Source organism: Stenotrophomonas sp. P5_B8, from assembly GCF_054049855.1.
In genome coordinates this window covers 1-21558 of the sequence record NZ_JBFULO010000023.1, presented here as the reverse complement: position 1 = coordinate 21558, position 21558 = coordinate 1, and the positions used below count along the sequence as shown (strand labels likewise).

The 21558-nt window shown below is 68.2% G+C and carries 20 protein-coding genes and 2 pseudogenes; 3 read left to right on the top strand and 19 right to left on the bottom strand.

Annotation, left to right across the window (positions count from 1 at the left end; all coding sequences use genetic code 11):
- From ACXJKH_RS02650 to ACXJKH_RS02640, 3 genes and pseudogenes are all read right to left on the bottom strand, one after another.
- Window positions 1–73 (bottom strand): annotated as a pseudogene (locus tag ACXJKH_RS02650) (universal stress protein); the annotation flags it as partial.
- Between the two features lie 76 nt (window positions 74–149).
- Window positions 150–710, bottom strand: a complete 561-nt coding sequence (locus ACXJKH_RS02645) for a sugar O-acetyltransferase (protein ID WP_457318193.1) — start codon at window positions 708–710, stop codon at window positions 150–152.
- Window positions 711–781: 71 nt separating this feature from the next.
- Window positions 782–1054: a hypothetical protein gene (locus ACXJKH_RS02640; RefSeq protein WP_457318192.1), complete on the bottom strand. Its 273-nt coding sequence runs from the start codon at window positions 1052–1054 to the stop codon at window positions 782–784.
- 122 nt (window positions 1055–1176) lie between these two features.
- Between ACXJKH_RS02640 and ACXJKH_RS02635 the strand changes: the two genes are divergently transcribed.
- A complete protein-coding gene (locus ACXJKH_RS02635; RefSeq protein ID WP_457318191.1) occupies window positions 1177–1569 on the top strand; it encodes a DUF4386 family protein in 393 nt (130 codons plus the stop codon).
- A gap of 114 nt (window positions 1570–1683) precedes the next feature.
- Here ACXJKH_RS02635 and ACXJKH_RS02630 read toward each other — a convergent pair whose 3' ends face one another.
- The 8 genes from ACXJKH_RS02630 to rpmB form a co-directional block, all read right to left on the bottom strand.
- Window positions 1684–2238, bottom strand: a complete 555-nt coding sequence (locus tag ACXJKH_RS02630) for a hypothetical protein (RefSeq protein ID WP_256777542.1) — start codon at window positions 2236–2238, stop codon at window positions 1684–1686.
- 134 nt (window positions 2239–2372) lie between these two features.
- Complete coding sequence (locus ACXJKH_RS02625) at window positions 2373–2699, bottom strand: low molecular weight protein tyrosine phosphatase family protein (RefSeq protein ID WP_256777541.1); 327 nt, start codon at window positions 2697–2699, stop codon at window positions 2373–2375.
- Window positions 2700–2715: 16 nt separating this feature from the next.
- Window positions 2716–4908 (bottom strand): DNA helicase II, encoded by a 2193-nt coding sequence (gene uvrD / locus ACXJKH_RS02620; RefSeq protein ID WP_457318190.1) that lies wholly within the window; start codon window positions 4906–4908, stop codon window positions 2716–2718.
- Window positions 4909–4942: 34 nt separating this feature from the next.
- A complete protein-coding gene (gene bla, locus ACXJKH_RS02615; protein WP_457318189.1) occupies window positions 4943–5950 on the bottom strand; it encodes a subclass B3 metallo-beta-lactamase in 1008 nt (335 codons plus the stop codon).
- Between the two features lie 134 nt (window positions 5951–6084).
- A complete protein-coding gene (locus ACXJKH_RS02610) occupies window positions 6085–7497 on the bottom strand; it encodes an FAD/NAD(P)-binding protein (protein WP_457318195.1) in 1413 nt (470 codons plus the stop codon).
- A gap of 25 nt (window positions 7498–7522) precedes the next feature.
- Window positions 7523–8941 (bottom strand): cardiolipin synthase, encoded by a 1419-nt coding sequence (gene cls / locus ACXJKH_RS02605; RefSeq protein ID WP_457318194.1) that lies wholly within the window; start codon window positions 8939–8941, stop codon window positions 7523–7525.
- A gap of 640 nt (window positions 8942–9581) precedes the next feature.
- A complete protein-coding gene (rpmG, locus tag ACXJKH_RS02600; RefSeq protein WP_172407465.1) occupies window positions 9582–9749 on the bottom strand; it encodes a 50S ribosomal protein L33 in 168 nt (55 codons plus the stop codon).
- 10 nt (window positions 9750–9759) lie between these two features.
- Window positions 9760–9996: a 50S ribosomal protein L28 gene (rpmB, locus tag ACXJKH_RS02595; RefSeq protein ID WP_005411638.1), complete on the bottom strand. Its 237-nt coding sequence runs from the start codon at window positions 9994–9996 to the stop codon at window positions 9760–9762.
- 284 nt (window positions 9997–10280) lie between these two features.
- Between rpmB and ACXJKH_RS02590 the strand changes: the two genes are divergently transcribed.
- Window positions 10281–11513, top strand: coding sequence for a glycosyltransferase (locus ACXJKH_RS02590; RefSeq protein ID WP_457318188.1), 1233 nt, complete (start codon window positions 10281–10283; stop codon window positions 11511–11513).
- A gap of 161 nt (window positions 11514–11674) precedes the next feature.
- Window positions 11675–11827: a PIN domain-containing protein gene (locus ACXJKH_RS02585; protein WP_256776289.1), complete on the top strand. Its 153-nt coding sequence runs from the start codon at window positions 11675–11677 to the stop codon at window positions 11825–11827.
- 425 nt (window positions 11828–12252) lie between these two features.
- Here ACXJKH_RS02585 and ACXJKH_RS02580 read toward each other — a convergent pair whose 3' ends face one another.
- The 8 genes and pseudogenes from ACXJKH_RS02580 to ACXJKH_RS02545 form a co-directional block, all read right to left on the bottom strand.
- A complete protein-coding gene (locus tag ACXJKH_RS02580; protein WP_457318187.1) occupies window positions 12253–15429 on the bottom strand; it encodes an efflux RND transporter permease subunit in 3177 nt (1058 codons plus the stop codon).
- Window positions 15430–15467: 38 nt separating this feature from the next.
- Window positions 15468–16448: an efflux RND transporter periplasmic adaptor subunit gene (locus ACXJKH_RS02575; protein ID WP_457318186.1), complete on the bottom strand. Its 981-nt coding sequence runs from the start codon at window positions 16446–16448 to the stop codon at window positions 15468–15470.
- A complete protein-coding gene (locus ACXJKH_RS02570) occupies window positions 16445–17737 on the bottom strand; it encodes a TolC family protein (RefSeq protein ID WP_457318185.1) in 1293 nt (430 codons plus the stop codon). The genes ACXJKH_RS02575 and ACXJKH_RS02570 overlap by 4 nt, the downstream gene beginning before the upstream one ends.
- Window positions 17738–17794: 57 nt before the next feature.
- Window positions 17795–18163 (bottom strand): DUF2946 family protein, encoded by a 369-nt coding sequence (locus ACXJKH_RS02565; protein ID WP_457318184.1) that lies wholly within the window; start codon window positions 18161–18163, stop codon window positions 17795–17797.
- 100 nt (window positions 18164–18263) lie between these two features.
- The gene (locus tag ACXJKH_RS02560) at window positions 18264–20048 is read right to left on the bottom strand and encodes a DUF885 domain-containing protein (protein ID WP_457318183.1); all 1785 of its coding nucleotides are present in this window, start codon (window positions 20046–20048) and stop codon (window positions 18264–18266) included.
- Between the two features lie 132 nt (window positions 20049–20180).
- On the bottom strand, window positions 20181–20522 hold the full coding sequence (locus ACXJKH_RS02555) for a lipid-A-disaccharide synthase N-terminal domain-containing protein (RefSeq protein WP_256776297.1): 342 nt from the start codon (window positions 20520–20522) through the stop codon (window positions 20181–20183).
- The gene (locus ACXJKH_RS02550; protein WP_457318182.1) at window positions 20522–21244 is read right to left on the bottom strand and encodes a glycosyltransferase family 2 protein; all 723 of its coding nucleotides are present in this window, start codon (window positions 21242–21244) and stop codon (window positions 20522–20524) included. Before ACXJKH_RS02550 ends, ACXJKH_RS02555 begins: the two co-directional genes overlap by 1 nt.
- Before the next feature lie 87 nt (window positions 21245–21331).
- A pseudogene (locus ACXJKH_RS02545) lies at window positions 21332–21558 on the bottom strand (protein CapI); the annotation flags it as partial.

Sequence of the window (21558 nt, the reverse complement as noted above, 5' to 3'; positions counted from 1 at the left end):
GCTCCAGGCCTTTGAGCAGCCCCTTTTCGGCCAGCTCCGACCCGTCGGTGGCAATCAGGATTCGCTTGTACATGGCAGGGCTCCGTCCACGGTGACAATGGGGTGGACACCATTGCACACCCGGTGTGGAGGCTGCGCCTTGCGCCAGATCAATCGCGCCGGGGCACGACCCGCGCCGGATTGCCGACTACGGTGGCACCGGCCGGCACGTCGCGGGTGACCACGCTGMCGGCACCGACCACCGCATCGTCGCCGATGCTCACCCCGGGCAGCACGATCGCGCCACCGCCGATCCAGACGTTGCGGCCGATCCGCACCGGCCTGGCCAACTCCAGCCCGTCGGCACGTGCGTGCGGATCGCGTGGGTGGTCGGCGGCATAGATCTGCACCGCCGGCCCGATCTGGGTGCCGGCGCCGATACTGACCTCGGCCACGTCCAGGATCACGCAGTTGTAGTTGAGGAACACGCCCTCGCCGAGCTGGATGTGGCTGCCGTAGTCGCAATGGAAGGGCGGGCGAATCACCGCGCCCTCGCCCACCGCACCCAACCGCTCCCGCAGCAGCGTGCGGCGCACCGCCGGCGATTCGGCCAGGGCGGCGTTGTAGCGGACCATCCAGTGTTTGGCGGCGGCCATCTCGGCCTGCAGTTCAGGGTCGCCCGGCCGGTAGGGTTGGCCGGACAGCATCTTTTCCTTTTCGCTCAGCGCCATGGTCGATTCCTGGTGTGGCTGCTGATGATGCCGCGCCGGCCCTGTTCCGGGTAGACGCGGCGGTGCGGCTGTCAGCGCGGGCTCATGCGCCGGCCGGGCAGGCGCGTGGCGGCAATCGCCGTCAGCCCCAGCACGCCGGCAGTGGTCCAGAAGGGCCACGATGCCAGCAACGCACACAGGCCGCTGGGGCGCGCTTCGCACCGCAGTCGCACCAGGTCCAGGCCGCCCCCCGTCTGCAGGCAGGTGTAGGCGTGTTCGAACAGGGCCAGCACCGGCGCCGCCCAGCCCGCCGACAGCGTCAGCGCGACCAGAACAGCCAGCAGGTACGGAATTCCCTTGTTCATTTGCGCGCTCCCAGCGGACAGCGCCAGACTCTGGGCGCGGTGCGTGTGCGCCACAAGCGGCAGGCGACGAATCCGGTGAAATCCGGGATGAGTGCCGGACCCGGGCGGATGAGTCGCGGTCGATGAAGGCCGCACGGACCCGCCGTGCGCGCGCCCTGGCACTTCCCGCCGCGCAGCGGCAGGCGCTGGCGCTGGGTGCACTGAAAAGCTGGAGCAGCCACATCTTCCTGGCCAGCCTGTTCTGGCGCCTGTGGCTGCTGCCGTGCGGCGGGCGGGTGTGGCGCACGCGCGCCATCCCGCGCGTGCCCGGCGCGCTGCTGATGGTCGGCGGCGCGGGCGCTGTGCTCAGCGTGTTCGGCGAGCTGCTGATCCGCGGCTATGCAACCACGCTGCTGTCCGACTACGCCACCCTGCCGGCCTCGCTGGGCGAGATCGGCAGCGGTCTGTGGCTAGTGCTGTTCGGCCTGGACTGGGAGCAGGTGCGTGGGGCGGCGCGAGCGGTCGATACGGAGTGAGGGTTGGGGTGCTTCGAACGGCAGCCGACCAACGGTCGGCTCTACGTGGATCCGGCACACCGTAGAGCCGACCGTTGGTCGGCTACCCGCAAACCCGGCATGGCTTGACGGGGATCAGGCGATCTTCACCACGCGCGCGCCCTGGCACAGCGGATAGGTCGCGACCAGTTCGGCGATGCGCTCGCGCAGCGTCTCGAACGACACGCCGTAGAGGTACAGCGCGGTTTCGGTCGGTCCCTGCCACCAGCTGCAGATCTCGCCCACGCCTTCGATGCGCTCGACGATCTGCTCGAACACATAGTTCGAATCGCACTGCGCGTACACCTCGTCCGGCAGGTCGGTGCCGTTCAAGTACAGGGCCAGGCCTTCGGTGACGCCGAACGCCTGATCCGGCTCACCGGCACGTTGGATCAGCGAGCCCTTCGGCGCGCCCAGCTGTTCCAGCAGTTCGATCACCGCCGGCAGCGAAGCCGGATCGTTGAGCGCGATCTCGATATCCCCGTACTCCACTTCACCCTCATCGGACAATGCCGTGCCGCCGCCGGTGAGCTGGCCCAGGCCTGCATTTTCCAGCAGCGCGTCGAGCGGATCCTCGAACAGCTCGTGGCGATGCTCGGGCTGGAGCTTTGCGTTCAACTTGACGGTGATGTGCATCGGCGAATCGGTCATGAGGCGGCCTGGGCTGGAGGAAAGGCCAACCATTGTAGAGCCGAGCCATGCCCGGCTACGTAACAGGCAGCGCCGGTTGGACGGGGCGATGGCACCGCGCAGAGCAGAGCAGAGCAGCCGAGCATGGCTCGGCTCTACCGCAGCAGCGGCGGTACCTTGCGTTCCAGCAACGCCACCAACGCCGGCTGCATGAAATCGTAGTCGTCGGGAATATCCAGGCAGACGATGCGCTTGCCGCCCAACCATGGCCGGAAACGGCTGGACAGGCGGCTGCGGTGGGCACGCTCCATGACGATGATCAGGTCGGCCCATTGCAGCAGCTCCGGGCTGACCGGCACGTCGGCATCGGGCTTGAGCCCGGCCGATGCGGTCTCCACACCCGGCCAATCGGCGAACACCTGCTCGGCCGTCGGGCTGCGCAGGCGGTTCTGGCTGCAGATGAAGAGGACGTGGCGCGTCATCCGTGGCGCGCCACCCTCAAATCACGGTCAGGTTGGCGTACGCCATCACCAGCCACTTGCTGCCGGCATCGGCGAACTCGACCTGCACGCGGGCATGCTGCCCATTGCCTTCGTAGTCGGTGACCATGCCTTCGCCGAACTTGGGATGGTTGACCATCGCACCCAGCTTGAGCGGCGGCGCTTCCAGCGCGGCGTGCCCCATCACCCGGTTGGCGCCGAGCGAGGCGGTGCGTGAGACCTGCACCTTGGGCCGCACTTCATTGAGCAGTTCACGCGGGATCTCGCGCAGGAAGCGCGAGGGCACGTTGTAGTTTTCCTGGCCGTGGATGCGGCGCGACTCGGCGTAGCTGAGCACCAGCTTCTGGCGCGCGCGGGTGATGCCCACGTAGGCCAGGCGACGCTCTTCTTCCAGCCGGCCACTCTCTTCCAGCGAGCGTGCGCTCGGGAACAGGCCATCTTCCATGCCGGCCAGGAACACGATCGGGAACTCCAGGCCCTTGGCCGAATGCAGCGTCATCAGCTGCACGCCCTCCTCGCCGGCCTGGGCCTGGCCTTCGCCGGCCTCCAGCGAAGCGTAGGACAGGAACGCGACCAGTTCGCTCATGGTCTCGCCGGTTTCTTCGATGTCGTCTTCGCGGCGCACGAAGCGCGAGGCCACCGAGACCAGTTCGTCCAGGTTGTCCGCGCGCGATTCCGAATCCAGCGCGTTGCGGCTTTCCTTGGACCAATGTTCGCGCAGGCCCGAGCGCACCAGCACGTGGTCGATGCGCTCGGCCAGGGTCATCTCGCCGGCTTCGCCGTGCAGCTGGTTGACCAGGGTCAGGAACCCGGCCAGCGCATTGCGTGCGCGTGCGGCCAGTTCGTTGCCCTGGGTAGTGAGCATGGTGGCCTCCCACAGCGAGATCGCGTGGGTGCGCGCCAACCGGCGCACTTCATCCAGGGTGCGGTCGCCGATGCCACGGGTGGGCGTGTTGACCGCACGCTCGAAGGCGGCGTCATCGTTGCGGTTGGTCATCAGGCGCAGGTAGGCCAGCGCGTCCTTGATTTCGGCACGCTCGAAGAAGCGCATGCCGCCGTATACGCGGTACGGGACCTGTTCGGAGATCAGCGCTTCTTCGAAGGCACGCGACTGCGCGTTGCTGCGGTAGAGCACTGCGGCATCGCCGTAGCTGCCGCCGTCGCGCACCCACTGGCGCGCGCGTTCGACCACGTAACGCGCCTCGTCCATTTCGTTGTAGGCCGCGTACAGGTCGATCGGATCGCCGTCGCCGCTGTCGGTCCACAGTTCCTTGCCGATACGGTCCGGGTTGTGCGCGATCACCGCGTTGGCCGCGCCCAGGATGTTGGCGCTGGAGCGGTAATTCTGCTCCAGCCGCACGGTCTGCGCGCCGGGGAAATCCTTCAGGAAGCGCTGGACGTTCTCGACCTTGGCGCCGCGCCAGCCGTAGATGGCCTGGTCATCGTCGCCGACCACGAACACGTGGCCGCTGTCACCGGCCAGTACGCGCACGAAGGCGTACTGGATGGCGTTGGTGTCCTGGAACTCGTCCACCAGGATCTCGCGGAAACGCGAGCGATAGTGCGCCAGCAGCGCCGGGTTGTCGCGCAGCAGTTCATGCGCGCGCAGCAGCAGCTCGGCGAAGTCGACCAGGCCGGCGCGGTCGCAGCGCTCCTGGTAGGCGATGTAGGCCTGGCGCATGGTTTCCAGCCACGCATCGTGCGGCTCGGGCTGGATGTGCTGCRGGCGACGACCTTCGTCCTTCTGCTCGTTGATCCACCAGGCGATCTGCTTGGGCGGATGCTTGCTGTCGTCGATCTCCAGCTGCTGCACCACGCGTTTGACCAGGCGCAGCTGGTCGTCCGAGTCGAGCACCTGGAAGCTGTCGGGCAGCTTGGCGTCCTGGTAATGCAGGCGCAGCAGGCGGTGGGCCAGCCCGTGGAAGGTGCCGATCCACGCGCCGCGGCTGCCTTGGGGCAGCTGCAGGTCGATGCGGTGGCGCATCTCGCCGGCGGCCTTGTTGGTGAAGGTCACCGCGAAAATGCCATGGGTGGGCACGCCGCAGACTTCATTCAGCCAGGCGATGCGGTGGATAAGCACGCGGGTCTTGCCGGAACCGGCACCGGCAAGCACCAGATGGTGGCCGGGCGGGGCGGACACAGCTTCGCGCTGGGCGGGGTTGAGCCCGTCGAGCAAGTGGGAGACATCCATCGGGCTATTTTACGCCCTCCGCGCCCTCCCTGCGTCAGGGCTTGCGGCCGGCAGCCTCGTCCTTCAGGCGCGCGTCCAGCTGGGCGCGTCCGTTCTGCGCGTAACGCCGGCAGGCCCCCGCGTCCACCAATGGCGGCGTGCCATCGCCCGCCAGGCGGGCGAACAGATCGCTGCCCAGCGGATGCGGCGTCACGTGGATGTCGCAGGGCAGCGCGGCAAGGGTGTCCAGGCCGCGGCCGAATGCGGCCACCATCTTTGGATGATCCAGGTAGCGGTACTGCGCATCGGAGATGGCACTGACGCTGTCGGTGTAGGCGATGTCCAGGCAGCGTGCGCCCTCGCAGGAACGCCATGTCCAGCTGGTGCCGCCGGGGGTGTGGCCCGGCGTGGCATGCGCGGTCAGCGCCAACGGACCAACACGGACCACCTCGCCGTGGCCGATCACCGCGACGTCGGCCACGGGCGGGAAGGTCCCGCCCGGTTCGAGGTACTGCGGGTCGCTGCGGTCGCTCCTGCCCTTGCGCAGCGTGGCAACCGCCGGTGCACGCGCCAGCAGCGGGGCACCGGTGGCCGCCTGCAGGTGGGCCAGGCCGGCGGCATGGTCGGAGTGTTCATGCGAATTCACCAGGTACTTCACCGCGTGCGGATCGAAGCCCAGTGCACGGATGTTGGCCTCGATCAGGGGACCGGCCGCCACGGTGCCCCCGTCGATCAACACATGCCCCTGGTCGGACGTCACCAGCACCGCCGACAGCCCGCAGGTGCCCACATACCACGTGTTGCCGAAGATGCGCCGTGGCGGGGCGCGATCGTTCCAGCCGTCCATGACGCTGGCACCGGCCGGGCAGGCCGGAATGTCATCGACTGCCCTGGCCACGGGCGGCGCGGCGCTGGCCGGCGCGCCGGTTACGGCGGCATCGGCACTGTCTGCTGGCCGGCAGGCAGACAGCAGCATGCCTGCACCCAGTACGACCAGTAGACGGCGCGTCACCGCCTGGGCACGGAGACCGCGTGGGGCGTTCAGGTCGAAGGTGGACGTCATGCGTATTCCCGGTCTGAAAGGCAGCAGCCTAGATCGGTATGCGCACCGTCACCAATGCGAAGATCGAGACAGAGGCATGAGCCCTTTCAATACCTCGCGTCAGCCGATACCGCGAGGTGTCGCAGCTGGCCCACCTACGCAGGGCATCGGCCCAGCGCGCGCACGGCGGCCTGCTGCGCCTGCACCCGCAGTTCCGGAATGGCCAGGCTTTCCCACAGCGTACCGATGCGCAGGCTGCCCACCACCTGCACGTCGGGATGCGGCTGGCCGTTGGCCGCGAGCAGTTCAGCATGCGCCACCGAGGTATCCAGCCCAAGCCCGTGCAGACCCGGGCGCGCGTGGCCATTGGCCAGCAGTTGCTGGACCAGTGGATTGCGCATCGCGATGGCGCGGGTTTCCACGCCGGTAGCGTTGATCAACGCACTCACCTGCAGGGGCGCCAGGCCGCCATCGGCGCCATGCGCGTGCACCTGCAGGGTGCCGTCCAGCACCAGTACCGTGTCCAGTCGCGCGCGATGCCGCTGCAGCTGTCCGGACCGTTCCAGCGCGTCCACCTGCGCCTCTACCTGCTCGGCGATGCGGTGGCGATGCACGTCCCAGTAGCGCACCACATGGCGCAGGAAACGGCGCTGGTCGGCCGCCTCCAGGCTCAACCACAGGGCCTGTCCAAGCGCACGGATCCGGTCCATCACGCTCTGCCACGGCAGGCCCTGCGCGACCGCATCGCGTGCGTGACCGCGCAGCGCGCGCAGCTTCTGTCGCAATGGCATGGCCAGCAACGGCTGCGGATCGAACGTGGCCGCGCCGCCGTGCGCGTGCGCCAACGGCAGCAGCGCGTGACGGGACAGCACGTGGATGCGGCCACAATGCCCGGCGTTGGCCAACGCCACCACGCTGTCGGCCATGCTCAGGCCCGAGCCGATGATGGCCAGGTCGCCATCGCCGGCCAGCAGGCGCACGCCGTCGTAATCCCAGGCATCCACGACCTTGCCCGGCGGCAGCGCCTCGGCGCCGGGCACCGGCAACGGGCGCATGCTGTTGCCGCAGGCCAGCACCACCWGGCGTGCCTGCCACTGCTCGCCATTGGCCAGCGAAAGATGCCGGGGGGTCGACGCCGGCTGCAGACCGATCACCGCCTCGTGCACCACGCTCAGGCGTGCCGGGCTGGCCGCCTGTGCCTGTTCCAGCCGGGCCTGCAGGTACGTCGCGTAGAAGCGTCGCGGCACATACTCGGCCGCAAGCGCCTCACGCGACACCGCGGGGAACGCATCGACCTGCTGCAGGTAATCGAGGAAATCCTCGGACGCCTCGGGCAGCCCACTCATCTTGCCGGCCGGCACGTTGAGCAGATGCTCCGGCCACGGCGTGGCATAGGCGATGCCCTGGGCCAGCACCGAGGCCGGTTCGAACAAGGCGATGTGCACCGCGCGGGTCGCGCTGCGCAGGGCATGCAGCGCGACCAGCACGCCGGCCGCACCGCCGCCGACGATGGCCAGGTCGCACTGGCGGTGGGAATCGGATGCGCTCATGCGGGTATTGTAGGCGATGCCTGCGCGCACGCTGGCGACACGCTCACATCAACGCATCGGCCAGGCGCGCGATGCCTTCGCGACTGCGCCGCCACGCCGGACGCTGGCGCCAGGTGTCCAGCTCGAGGTGGCGCGCTTGCAGCAGGTAGTCGCTTTCGATCTGCAGCAGCTGGGCGACGATGCCGGTGTCGTAACAGAGCATGCCGATCTCGGCGTTGAGCGCGAACGAACGGATGTCCAGGTTGATCGAGCCGACCAGCGCGATGTCCTCGTCCACGGTGAGGTGCTTGGCATGCAGGAAACAGGGCTCGTACAGCGCGATGCGCACGCCACAGCGCAGCAACTCATCGTAATAGGCCTCCTGCGCCCACGCGGTGAGCCGCTGGTTGCTGCTGGCCGACAGGATCAGCTGCACCTGCACGCCGGACAGCGCGGCGATGCGCAACGCGCTGAGCGTGGCTTCATCGGGCACGAAGTACGGGGTGACCAGCACGATCCGCCGCCGCGCCAGATGGATCAGCGCGTTGACCGCATCGCGCGCATTGCTGAAGGGATAGGCCGGGCCGCTGGGCAACAGCTGGGTGGCGACGTCAGCCGAGCACACCGGCACGGCGGTCATCACGTCCAGGCGCTGGCCGGTTTCCATGTACCAGTCGCTGGCGAACACCGCCTCCAGGTGCGCCACACCGGGGCCGCGCACGCGCGCGACCAGTTCCTTGTTGGGAAAGCCCGGGACGAACTCCGGCTGGGCCAGGTTCTGCGAGCCGATGTAGCCGACGCGGTTGTCGATCACCGCGATCTTGCGGTGGTTGCGCAGGTCCATGCGTCCGCTGCGGCGCCAGCGCAGGCCACCGGGCAGCATCGCGCGCACGTCCACGCCCAGTGCCTGCAGGCGGCGTCGATAATGGCGCAGGCCGCGCTTGGCGCCCACCGCGTCCAGCAGCAGGCGGCAGTGCACGCCACGCGCGGCGGCACGCTGCAATGCCTGCACGATCGCCTCGCCCACCGCATCGTCGAACATCAGGTAGTACAGCAGGTGGACGCGCTCGCGGGCCTGGTCGATATCCTCGATCAACGCCTGCAGTGAGGCCTGGTAGTCGCTGTGCAGGTCCACGGCGTTGCCGTGGATGGGCATGAAGTCGCCCTGCCGCTCGATCAGCGGCACGATCTCGGCGGTGGCGGTGTTGGGCACCGGGGTCCAGCGCAGCGGGGGCTGCAGCGCCTGCTCTTCGCGGATCACCTGCGAGGCTTCGGCCTGGCGCTGCACGCGCTGGCGCGACAACCACGGGTGGCCGAACAGCAGGTACAGCGGCAAGCCGAGCAGTGGCACGAAGCCGACCAGCAGCAACCAGCTGCGTGCCGCACCGGGCGTGGTGCGGGTGGGTATCCAGAACAGCGCGGCCAGCCGGATCACCCAATCCAGCATCAACAACCAGGAGCCCAGCATCCACTCGAACAGCATCGCGTCGCCCGTCGGGAGGTATCGATCCATTCTGACATGCCCGGTGTATGCACCCGGTAGTGCCGGCCGCTGGCCGGCTGCCCGTCAATTCGGTCGGAGCCCCATCGCGCCTGCCATGAAAAAAGTTCTTCTTCCAATGGAAGGGAGCATCTGGTTCCAAAGGACGTCGCAGATGGCACGCGGCGATATGCGCGTGGCCGGGATTGCAGGTGCGTTTGGATCGGCTGGCGTCTCCGTTTGGGTCTGCCGCGCGCGTGAGGGCCCCTTCGCGGCCGGTAGGCCCCTGGTGCAAATGTCCCCCGGCCTGGCGGCCTCCTCCTTTATTTTGCCCAGGAGCCTACCGACCGCGAAGGGGCTCGGCTTGCGGTACGCAGGKGGAAGCCAGGGTTTTCTTGCCTTGGTCGGTGGGTCGGGCGCTGGGCCCCCATGCCCTTGGAGGCGAAATAAAGGAGGAGGCCGCATCGCGGCCGGGGGACATTCGCCGGAAAGGGCATGGGGGCCCAGCGCCCGGCCCACCGACGACCGCGCATGAAAAGGTTCGCAGCGCGCTTGGTTTTCACCACGCAGACGAGAGAAGAACCAAAAAAAAACCCGCCACGAGGGCGGGTCTTTTTCGGGGAAGCTCAAGCATCCTTGCGGATTACTTGATCTTGCCTTCCTTGTACAGGACGTGCTTGCGCACGACCGGATCGTACTTCAGGAATTCCATCTTCCCGGGGGTGTTCTTCTTGTTCTTGTCCGTCGTGTAGAAGTGGCCAGTGTTGGCCGTCGAAATCAGACGGATCTTGTCGCGCTTGCCTGCCATGATTATTTACTCCTCAGACCTTTTCGCCGCGCGCACGCAGCTCAGCCAGAACGGAATCGATACCGTTCTTGTCGATGGTGCGCAGGGCATGCGCGGAAACACGAAGCTTGACCCAGCGGTTTTCGCTGGCAACCCAGAAGCGGCGCTCGTGCAGGTTSGGCAGGAARCGACGACGGGTCTTGTTGTTGGCGTGCGAGACGTTGTTACCCGTCTGCACTCGCTTGCCGGAAACTTGGCATACGCGGGACATTGCGCACCTCGATGAAAGTAATTGTCAGCCCATAGCCCGGGCGACGGCGGCCTCGGCGGTTTCCCGCCACACGTCATGAGAATCAAAGGGTTACGCTGTCGAGGGCAGGCCGGATGACGTGTTCCCGGCCACCGATCCAAAGGTTTCTGGACACAGCGAGCCGCGCATTATGCCGCAGCCCAAGGGCCTGCGCAAGTTGTCCACAGGGCGCGCCCGGCCCKCCTGTTCGCGCCGCCGCTGCACCGGGGCGGCAATACTGGCCCTCCCCCACCCGGACCCCACCCATGCGGCTGCTCGCCCTGACCTATGGCACCGAAGGCGACACCCGCCCCCTGGTGATGCTGTGCCATGGCCTGATCGCCGCCGGCCACGAAGTGCTGCTGCTGGCCGAAGGCGACACCCTCGGCAGCGCGCGCGACCTGGGGGTGCCGCACGCGGCGTTGGAAGGGGACATCCATGACGAGGTGGTGGCGCTGGTATCGCGCGGCAACGACACCCTGGCCGCCTCGCGCGGGCTGGCACGGATGGCCCGCCAGCACGTGCCGGCGTGGATGCGCCAGGCCGACGCGGCGGCCGCCGGCTGCGATGCGGTGCTGACCGGCGGGCTCGCCGCGTTCGTGGGCATGTCCGTGGCCGAACGCCACGGCCTGCCGGTGATCGGCACCGGCATGATCCCGCTCACCCCCACGCGCGCGTTCCTGTCCCCGTTCCTGCCACGGCTACGCCTGCCCGGCGCGCTCAACCGGCTCAGCTACACGCTGGTCAACCAGGCGGTCTGGCGGACGTTCCGCGGGCCGATCAACCGCGCCCGACGCGCGCTGGGCATGCCGCCGCGACGCACGCTCTGGCGCGACCTGCCGATGCTGTACGGCATCTCGCCCAGCCTGCTGCCGCCGCCCGCGGACTGGCCCGCCGACCACCGCATCTGCGGGCAATGGCGCGCCCCGGACCTGGCCTGGCAACCGCCGGCGGACCTGCAGGCCTTCCTCGACGCCGGACCGGCGCCGGTGTACCTCGGCTTTGGCAGCATGACCGGCTTCGACCGCGACCATGTGCTGCCCGCCCTGCTGCAGGCGCTGGCACCGCGCCGGGTGCTGCTGTTTCCCGGCTGGGCCGGAGTGCCCAGCGGCACTCTGCCGCCGCAGGTGTTCGTGGTCGGCCCCACCCCGCACGAGGCTCTGTTCCCGCGCTGTGCGCTGGTGATCCACCACGGCGGCAGCGGCACCACGCACTCGGCCTGCCGCGCCGGCGTGCCCTCGCTGGTGATGCCGTTCGCCGCCGACCAGTTCTTCTGGGCGGATCGGTTGCAGCAGTTGGGGGTAGCACCGGCAGCGTTGTCGCCGAAGCGGCTGGATCACGACACCCTGGCAAATGCGATTGGTTTCGTCGAACGCGCCGGGACCCGTGAGCGGGCGGCTGCACTTGGCAGGGGGATGGAAAGCGAAAACGGCGTGGCCAACGCAGTCGATCTGATCGACCGGCAGTTGGTGGGAATACCGACTCGACAACAAGGTTGAACTGCCATGAAAGAGTGTGACCCGGTCATTTGACCTCCCCGGCAGGGGCTGCCGTAATGGATGCACGCCCCCGCCCTCGCCGTCGTCATTCAGTTGGCTAAACGGCTTGGGACGAAAAAACCGCCGCAAGGCGGTTTTTTCATGCCCGAAGGAACGTGTGCATGATCAACGCAACCGCCGTCTACATGGATGGCTACAACTTCTACTACGGCCGTATCCGGGGAACGCGCTATAAGTGGATCGACAGGGTGGCGCTGTTCCACCGCTTGCTCCACGAACAGGATCCTGAGTCCCAGGTGACGTTGGTCAGGTAGTTCAGCGCGTTCTGCCTGGCCCGGTTCTCGACGCATGGCAATGCATCGACCATCGCCCAGGACTGCTTCCTGCGCGGGCACGAGGCCCGACATGGCGCCCGCTTCCAGAAAACGATGGGGGACACACAAGCGATGTGGAACCCATGCTTCGTGCGATCAAAGCAGATTTTCCCCACATCCGGCTTGGAGTGATTACGCCACGACGTCCTCCAGAGGACGGCGCGGTCTCCCACCGGAACATGATGTCATCACTATCGGCGAAGGCGCACTGGGCGCGGAGCCACATTCGCGACGAGGAACTGGCAGCATGCCAGCTGCCAGATCGCATCCAGACCGGGAAAAAGCCCATCGACAAGCCGTCGCATTGGTGACGCCGCCTTTGGCGTCGGCATGGCGGCACGCGGCAAGGCGTGCCGCCGTTCGATTCAGGCCGGTCCAGCCTCTTCCTTCCGATGCAACCACCGGTACAACACCGGCAGCACCAGCAACGTCAGCAACGTGGACGACACGATGCCGCCGATCACCACCGTGGCCAACGGACGCTGCACCTCCGAGCCGGCGCCGACGTTGAAGGCCATCGGCACGAAGCCCAGCGAGGCCACCAGTGCGGTCATCAGCACCGGACGCAGGCGGCCGAGCGCGCCGTCGCGCACTGCGTCGGCCAGCGGCAATCCGCTATCGCGCAGGCTGCGCACGAAGCTGATCATCACCAGGCCGTTGAGCACCGCCACGCCGGAGAGCGCGATGAAACCGACGCCCGCGGAGATCGACAGCGGGATCCCGCGTGCGGCCAGTGCAAGCACGCCGCCGGTCAGTGCCAGCGGTACGCCGCTGAACACGATCGCGGCATCCTTGACCGAACCAAAGGCCCAGAACAGCAGCGCGAAGATGATGATCAGGGTCAGCGGCACCACGATTGCCAGGCGTTGGCTGGCCGAGATCAGCTGCTCGAAACTGCCGCCGTATTCGATCCAGTAGCCGTTGGGCACCTGCACGTCGCGGCCGATGGTCTGCTGCAGCTCGGTGACGAAACCGCCCAGGTCTCGGTCGCGCACGTTGGCGGTGACCACGATGCGACGCTTGCCGTTCTCGCGGTTGATCTGGTTCGGCCCTTCGCTGTTGCCCAGCGTGGCCAGCTCGCGCAACGGGACGGTACGCGCAYTGCCGCTGCTCCAGCTGCCGCTGCGGCTGGATTCGTCGGCRTCGCCGGCCAGCGCGGTCTCCAGCGATACCGGCAGGTCGGCCAGCGCGGCCGGGTCCTGGCGTAACGCTTCGGGCAGGCGCACGACGATGTCGAAGCGACGGTCGCCTTCGAACAACTGTCCCGCCACTTGGCCACCGACGGCAGTGGCCACGGTCGACTGCACCTGGCCCGGGTTGAGCCCGTAGCCGGCCAGCGCGGCCCGGTTGGGGGTGACGGTGAGCAGCGGCAGGCCGCTGGTTTCCTCCAGCCGCACATCGGCCGCACCGGGCACCTTGCCCGCCACCGCCGCAATGCGCTGGCCCACCGCCAGCAGCGTGTCCAGGTCATCGCCGAACAGCATCACCGCCACGTCCGCCCGCACACCGGAGATCAGCTCGTTGGTACGCATCTGGATGGGCTGGGTGAACTCGTAGTTGTTGCCCGGCAACTGCTCCACGGCTTCTTCCAGTTCGCCCAGCAATGCCGCGCGCGACTTGCGCGGGTCCGGCCAGTCCTTGCGCGGTTTCATCATGATGAAGGTATCGGCCACCGACGGCGGCATCGGGTCGGAGGCTACCTCGGGCGTGCCGATCTTGGAGAACACCTTGTCCACTTCGGCGAACTGCATCAGCCGGTTTTCGATCTGCTTCTGCATCTGGATCGACTGGGTCAGGCTGGTGCCGGGGATGCGCATGGCGTGCATGGCGACATCGCCCTCATCCAGGTTGGGCACGAATTCGCTGCCCAGCCGGGTGGCCAGCAGGCCGCAGCCCACCACCAGCACCAGTGCACCGGCCACCATCCAGYGGCCGCGACGCAGCGAGAACGCCAGCAGCGGTTCATAGCGCCGGCGCACCCAAGCCATCACGCGGTTTTCCTTCTCCTGCACGTGCCCGCCGAGGAACAGCGCGATCGCCGCCGGGACGAAGGTCAGCGCCAGCACCATCGCACCGGTCAGTGCCAGCACCACGGTGATCGCCATGGGATGGAACATTTTTCCTTCCACGCCGGACAACGCGAAGATCGGCAGGTACACCGCGGTGATGATGCCCAGGCCGAACAGACTGGGACGGATCACCTCGGCAGTGGCGCTGGCGGTTTCGGCGAAACGTTCGGCGCGGGTCATGTCACGGCCGAGGGCGTGCTGGCGTTCGCCGAAGCGACGCAGGCAGTTCTCGATGATGATCACCGCGCCATCGACGATCAGGCCGAAGTCGAGCGCGCCCAGGCTCATCAGGTTGGCCGACACGCCGCCGCGGGCCATGCCGGTCAACGTGAACAGCATCGCCAGCGGAATCACCGCCGCGGTGATCAGCGCGGCGCGGAAATTGCCGAGCAGCAGGAACAGCACCACGATCACCAGCAGCGCACCTTCGACCAGGTTCCTGGCCACGGTCTCGATGGTGCGGTCCACCAGCGCGGTGCGGTCGTAGCTGGCGGTGACGGTGACGCCCGCGGGCAGGCTCGCCTGCGCCTGCTGCAGCCGCGCCGCCGCGGCCTGGGCGACATCGCGGCTGTTGGCGCCGATCAGCATCACCACCGTGCCCATCACCACCTCGTGGCCGTTCTGGGTGGCCGCACCGCTGCGCAGTTCCGGCCCATCCTTGACCTCGGCCACATCATGCACGTGGATCGGCACGCCTTCGCGACGGGCCAGCACGATGTTGCCGATCTCCTCCAGGTTGGCCACCTGGCCGGGAATGCGCACCAGGAACTGCTGGCCGTTGCGCTCGATGTAGCCGGCGCCGACGTTCTGGTTGTTGGCTTCCACCGCCTGCGCGACGTCTTCCAGGGTGAAGCCGAGCGCACGCAGCCGCGCCGGGTCCGGGGTGATATGCACCTGGCGCTGGAAGCCGCCGATCGTGTTGACCTCGGTAACACCGGGCACATTGCGCAGCTGCGGCCGGATCACCCAGTCCTGCAGGGTGCGCAGGTCGGTGGCGGTGTACGGCGTGCCATCGGGCTTGCGTGCCTTTGGATCGGCGTCGATGGTGTACATGAAGATCTCGCCCAGGCCGGTGGAGATCGGGCCCAGCTGCGGGTCCAGGCCGTCGGGAATCTGCGATTTCACCTGCTGCAGGCGTTCGGCCACCTGCTGGCGGGCGAAGTAGATGTCGGTACCGTCCTCGAACACCACGGTGACCTGCGACAGCCCGTAACGCGACAGCGACCGCGCCTGCTCCATGCGCGGCAGCCCGGCCATGACCGTTTCCACCGGGTAGGTGATGCGTTGTTCGGTCTCCAGCGGCGAGTAGCCGGGCGCGGCGGTGTTGATCTGCACCTGGACGTTGGTGATGTCCGGGGTGGCGTCGATGGGCAGCGTGGTGAAGCTCCAGATGCCGACCGCGACCAGCACGGCGGTGAGGGTCATCATCAACCAGCGATGGGCGATGGAGGCGCCGATGATGCGTTCAAGCATGGGAGCGTCCTCCGCGGTGCGACGCGCGCGGCACGCGATCAATGCTCATGCGATGCCCCCGCCTTGCCGATGTCGGCCTTGACCACGTAGCTCTGTTCGACCACGACGTCTTCGCCCGTCTTCAGCCCATCGGTCACTTCGACCTGGCCGGCATCGCGCGCGCCGAGGGTGATCGCACGGGCGGTGTAGGTATCGCCGACGCGCACGAACACCACGTCCTTGCCGTCCATGCTCTGGACCGCAGCCAGCGGCACCACCAGCGCGGCGGGCTTGGTCGCCACCACGATGCGTGCCTTGACCGCCGCACCGGGCCGCCACAGGCCATCGTCGTTGCGCAGCGTGGCGCGGGCGACGGTGCTCTGGCTGGCGGTGGCGGTGCCGGGCAGCACGCGTTCCAGCGTGGTGGTCTGGCTGACACCGTCGGTCATGCGCGACACGGTGACCGGGACGCCGGCGGTGATGTGCTGGGTATCGTTGCCGAAGATATGCAGGTCCACCCACAGCGTGGACAGGTCGCCGATCTCGAACAACGCCGTGCCCTCGCCCGCCACGCCGCCAACCTGCGCTTGCCGCGCCAGCACCACGCCGGCAATCGGCGCGCTGACGGTGTAGGTGGTCAGGCTGAGGTTGCTCTCGATGCTGGCCAGCACCTGGCCGGCGCGGACGCTGTCGCCGACGTTGGCGCGCAGCGAACGGATCGGGCCGGGGAAGCGCGCCATCACCTGCGCCACGCGGCCATCGACGGGCGTCAGCAGACCCTGCACGTCGTGTTCGTCGGCGATGGTGCCGGCGGCGACCGGGGCCACACGGATACCCGCCTGTTCGGCCATGGCTGCGGCGATGGTGGTGCGCTCCGGCGCGTCATGGTCGTCTTCGCCGTCGGTGTGGCCCGCTTCGGCGTGCCCTGGGTCGATGTCGGCGGGGCCGGCTGCAGGGGCGTCCTTGCCGCAGCCGGTCAGGGCCAGTGCAGCGAGCAGGAACGTGGCGGCCAGCGCGATGCGGTGTGCGGAACGGTTCATCGGCGGTCCTCCGTGGACACGTGGGGCGTGGGGGTGTCGCTGGCGGCGACCATGCTTTGGCCGGTCAGGCGCTGGATTTCGATCAACGCGGTCTGTGCGGCGATGGCCGCATCGAGCTGGCGTTGGCGCGCGTCGATGCGCATGGCCTGCAGCTGCGCCCATTCCATGTAGCTGATGGCGCCGGCGCGCCAGGCCTTCTCGGCGGCGTTTTCGGCGCGCTTGAGCTGCGGCAGCACATCGCGCGCCATACGCGTGACTTCCAGCTGCGCGGTCAGGTAGCGCCCGTGCGCCTCGGCCAGCGTGGCGTACAGCTGCAGGGCGCGTGCGTCGCGTTCGACGCTGTTGAGCGCCAGCTCGGCCTCGGCGGCGCGGATCTCCGGCGCGGCACGCGCGACGCTGCCCAGCGGCAGGCTGAAACCGGCCACGAAGGCGCTGTCGCGGCTGTCGCGGTTGTTGCGGACTCCGACCTGCCAGCTGAGATCCGGCCGCGCGGCGGTGCGTGCCAACTGGACCTGCGCCTCGCGGATGCGCCGTTCACCGGCCAGTACCGCCAGTTCCGGGGTGCGCTGCAGTTCCTCGGCCAACACCGCAAAGTCCTGCAGGGCCGGCAGCTGCATGGGGTCGCCGGTGACCACGTTGAAGCCGGGATTGCGTTGCCGCCAGAGCGCGGACAGGGCGGCACGTGCGGACTGGTCGGCCTGGCGGGCCCGATCGCGGTCCAGTTCAGCCTGGGCCAGCATCGCCTGTGCGGTCAGCAGTACCGATTCGGGCGAGGCGCCGGCCTGCAGGCGCAACCGCGCGGCGGCGACCGCGCGCTTGCGCTGCTCGATGTCGGTGGTGGCGATGCCCAGTTGCTGGCGCGCCTCGGTGATGGCGAGGTAGCGGCGGGCGACCTCGGCCAGCAGGTCCAGGCGTGCGGTCTCGCGCTGCGGCGCCAGGCTGTCGATGTTGGCCTGGGCCACTGCACGACGCGCGTCCAGCTTGCCGCCACGTTCCAGCACGCCGGCCAGGGTGACGGTCAGCTCGGCAGTACGGAAGCCGCTGGCATCGCCGGTGCCGAGCGCGTTCTCAAGCTCGACGCCGACGGTGAGCGGCGGCGTCAGCGCCGCCGCATCGCGGCGGGCTTCCCAGATCGGGCGCTGCGCGTCGGCCAGGCGCAGGTCGGGGTGATAGTGGGCGACGCGCGCGATGGCGGCGTCGAGGGTCAACGGGTCAGGCGTATCCGTACCCTGCGCATACACGCACGGCACGAACGCAACGACAGCCAGGGCTGCCATGCGCATCCACATGGGGGACTCTCCAGATAGCGGTTCAGATGGACAACGGCGGCGCGTGGCCGCAAGGCATCAGGACGCTATCGGGGGGCGCAGCAGGCTCTCGGGCGGCTGGGTGCGCAACTGCGCGGTCAACCCGACCGGCACGCTGTGCGCAGGCGCGGTGGGCAGCAGCCACGGCAGCGAGGCCATCGGCAGGACGCCGCCATGACCATGGCAATGCCCGCAATGGACCAACGCGTGCAACAGGTCACCGTCACTCGCATCGGGATCACTGCTGCCCGGAGTGGCCGCATCGGTGGGCGCAGCATCGGTATGCAGGCTGATGTGGATGTCGGCCAGTGCCGAGGCCGTCGCCGTGCCGAACACGCCCAGGCCGACCGCGACCAGCATCAGCAGGCGCAGCAGCAGGGACGAATGCGGGCGGGCAGAACGGAACATGCCGGCAGGGTAGCCGGCGGCTTGCGCGTTACACAATCGCAGCCGCCGGCATGGGTTCACCTTGGCGGGGTCTGCCGTGGCGCGGCCGACCCCGTTGTACTCAGCCAGCGGCCTTGCGCTGGGCGATGTACGCCTGGATCTGCTGCTCCAGCACCGGCAGCGGCACCGAGCCCTGCTGCAGCACGGCATCGTGGAAGCCCTTCACGTCGAAGCGGTCGCCCAGGTCCTTTTCGGCCTGGGCGCGCAGGCGCACGATCGCGATCTCGCCCAGCTTGTAGCTCAGCGCCTGGCCCGGCCAGGAGATGTAGCGGTCCACTTCGGTGGTCACTTCATGCTCGCTCAGCGCGGTGTGGTCGCGCAGGTAGGCGATGGCCTGCTCGCGGGTCCAGCCCTTGTGGTGCACGCCGGTGTCGATCACCAGGCGCGCGGCGCGCCACATTTCGTAGGTCAGGCGGCCGAAATCCTCGTACGGGGTTTCGTAGATGCCCATCTCCACGCCGAGCTTCTCGCAGTACAGGCCCCAGCCCTCGCCGTAGGCGGAAATGTAGGCGGTGCGGCGGAACTCGGGCTGGTCGCCGTGCTCGGCCGCCAGCGCACCCTGCAGCGCATGGCCCGGGTCGGACTCGTGCAGGGTCAGCGCCGGCAGGTTGTACAGCGGTCGCGCCGGCAGGTTGTAGGTGTTGAGCCAGTAGGTGCCCATGCCACCGCGCCCGGCAGTCCAGAACGGGGCGATGTCCGGCGGCACCGGCACGATGGTGAAGCGCGCGCGCGGCAGGGTCATGTACTTGCCGATCACCCCGTCCACGCGCTTGGAGATCCACGCGGCGCGATACAGCAGCTCGTCCGGGGTCTTGGCGTAGAACTGCGGGTCGGTGCGCAGGAAGGTGAGGAACTGCGCGAAGCTGCCCTTGAACTGGACCTGCTTGATGATCGCGTTCATTTCCTCCTGGATGCGCGCCACTTCCTTCAGGCCGATCTCGTGGATCTGCTGCGGGGTCAGGTCCAGCGTGGTGTATTGGTGGATCTGCTGCTTGTAATACGCCTCGCCACCGGGCATCGCCTCGGCCGCCAGCGTGGTGCGCGCCTGCGGCACGTACTCGCTGACGAAGAAGGTGCGCAGCTTGCCGAACGCCGGCACCACGCTGTCGCTGATGGCCTGGCGTGCCTGCGCCTGCAGCTGCGCCTGCTCGGCGGCGGGAATGCTGGCCGGCAGCTTCTTGAACGGTGCATACAGCGGTGAGGCGGTCGGGTCCTTGAGTTCGGACACGGTGGCGATGGAGACCTCGCGGCCGTCCAGCACCGCGCGCGGCACGCTGAAGCCGCGCTTGAGCCCGGCGCGCATGTTCTCGGTCTGCTGGTCGAAGTAACGCGGCACATCGTTGAGGCGCGCGATGTAGTTGCGGTAATCCGTCGCGGTCTTCATCTCGCGGCGGGCCATGAACGACAGGCTCGACCAGAACGAGGAGTCGGCGTTGAACGGCATTTCATAGCCGCCCAGCCGCACCTCGGCAGCCAGGTTGAACACCTGGTCGCGGTAGATGGCGTAGTTGATCTGGTTGTCCGGCGACAGCGCCTTGCGGTCGACCTTGTCCAGCTGGGCCAGCACGTCGTCCCAGACCTTCAGCCGCGCCTGCTGGGCGGCCTCGCCCACGTCGGGCATGCGGGTGGCGTTGGCCGGGCCGTCTTCATCCTCGCTGGCCGCACCACCGCCGTCCTGGCGCCACTTCCATTCCTTTTCGTAGATGGCGCGGAACTGCGCATCGGCGGGGCTTTCAACAGCCAGGCTGGCCGGGGCGGTGGTCGGTGCGGCCGGCGCAGCGGCCAGGGCGCCGCCGGCAGGAAGGGCCAGGGCGAGCAGCAACGCGGTGACGAGCGGTGATTTCACGATCAGGGGTTCCCGGGAGACGGCAAACCCCGATGATGGCACCCGGCGGCGGCCCTGCGCATGGTTCAAAGGTCCTGCCGGGCCCCATGAACCTGGGGGTGGCATTGACGGAACGCGTTCCGTCGCCCCGCCCTAATGCGCCGCCTTGTCCCGCTTCCACCCACGGTGGGCGATATCCAGCTTCAGGCTGTACAGCGCGGTGAACGCCGGGAACAGGTTCTGCAATACACCCACCGAGTCCTGCTTGGCCGAGAACAGGAAGTAGCTCAGGGTCATCAGGCTGCCGACCACGCTCATGTACCAGAACAGGCGCGGGATCACCGGCTTGCCGGCGCGTTTGGAGGCCACGAACTGCACCAGCCAGCGGCCGCCGAACATCAGCGCGCCGGTATAGCCGATCAGCTTCCAGCCGGTTACGTGCAGGCCGGTCCAGTACAGCCAGGTCAACGGTTGGTCGAGCCAGTGCAGCTCCATCAGCGTTCTTCCACGGCGGTGCGCTTGCTGCGCGTGATCAGCCAGGCCACCCCGCGCAGGTCGCGGATGCCGACCAGCGCCCGGCCCAGGTTGTTGTACTTGGACACCCCGGCGGTGCGGTGGCGGTGGTTGACCGGCACGCTGACGGTCTTCCAGCCGGCACGCTGCATCAGCGCGGGCAGGTAGCGGTGCATGTGGTCGAAGTACGGCAGGTCCAGGAACGCGGCGCGTTCGAACAGCTTGATGCCGCAGCCGGTGTCGGGGGTGTCATCGCGCAGCATGCGCGCGCGGATCGCGTTGGCCCACTTGCTGGCCCAGCGCTTGCTGCCCGAGTCCTGGCGGTTGACCCGCCAACCGGCGAACAGCTTGACCTCCGGGGCGGCGGCCGCACGTGCGGCCAGCAGCTTGGGGATGTCGGCCGGATCGTTCTGCCCGTCGCCGTCCAAGGTGGCGATCCACGGCGCGCGTGCATGCTTCACCCCGGTGCGCACGGCGGTGCTCTGCCCGCTCTGGTTGACGTGGTGCAGCACCCGCAATTCCGGGTTGGCGGCCTTGAGCCCCTGCAGCACGGCCAGGGTGTCATCGCGCGAATGGTCGTCGATGTAGACGATCTCGAAGTCGATCCGTCCGCGCAGGGCGGCGGTGATCTCCTCGATCAGGGGGGTGACGTTGTCGCGTTCATTGAAGACCGGGACGACGACCGACAACTGGGGTTGGCTCATGGTCGGGCTCTGCGAAGGGCCGGGATCGAAAAAGAGCGCGCATTTTCCGCTCCCGAGGTTATCCGAAGATGAATTGGGAGATGTGTGTCAGGCGTGATCGCCGAAATAGTCGCGGCACCAGGCCACCACGGGCGGCAGGCCCTGCTCGATCGGCGTGGCCGGTTCATAGCCGAATGCGTCATGGGCGCGACGGGTGTCGGCCATGGTGCGGACCATGTCGCCGGGCTGCATCGACTTGTAGACCTTGTGCGCCGGGCGTCCTGCGGCCGCCTCGATGATCCCGATGAAATGCTCCAGCTCGATCGGCGTGTGGT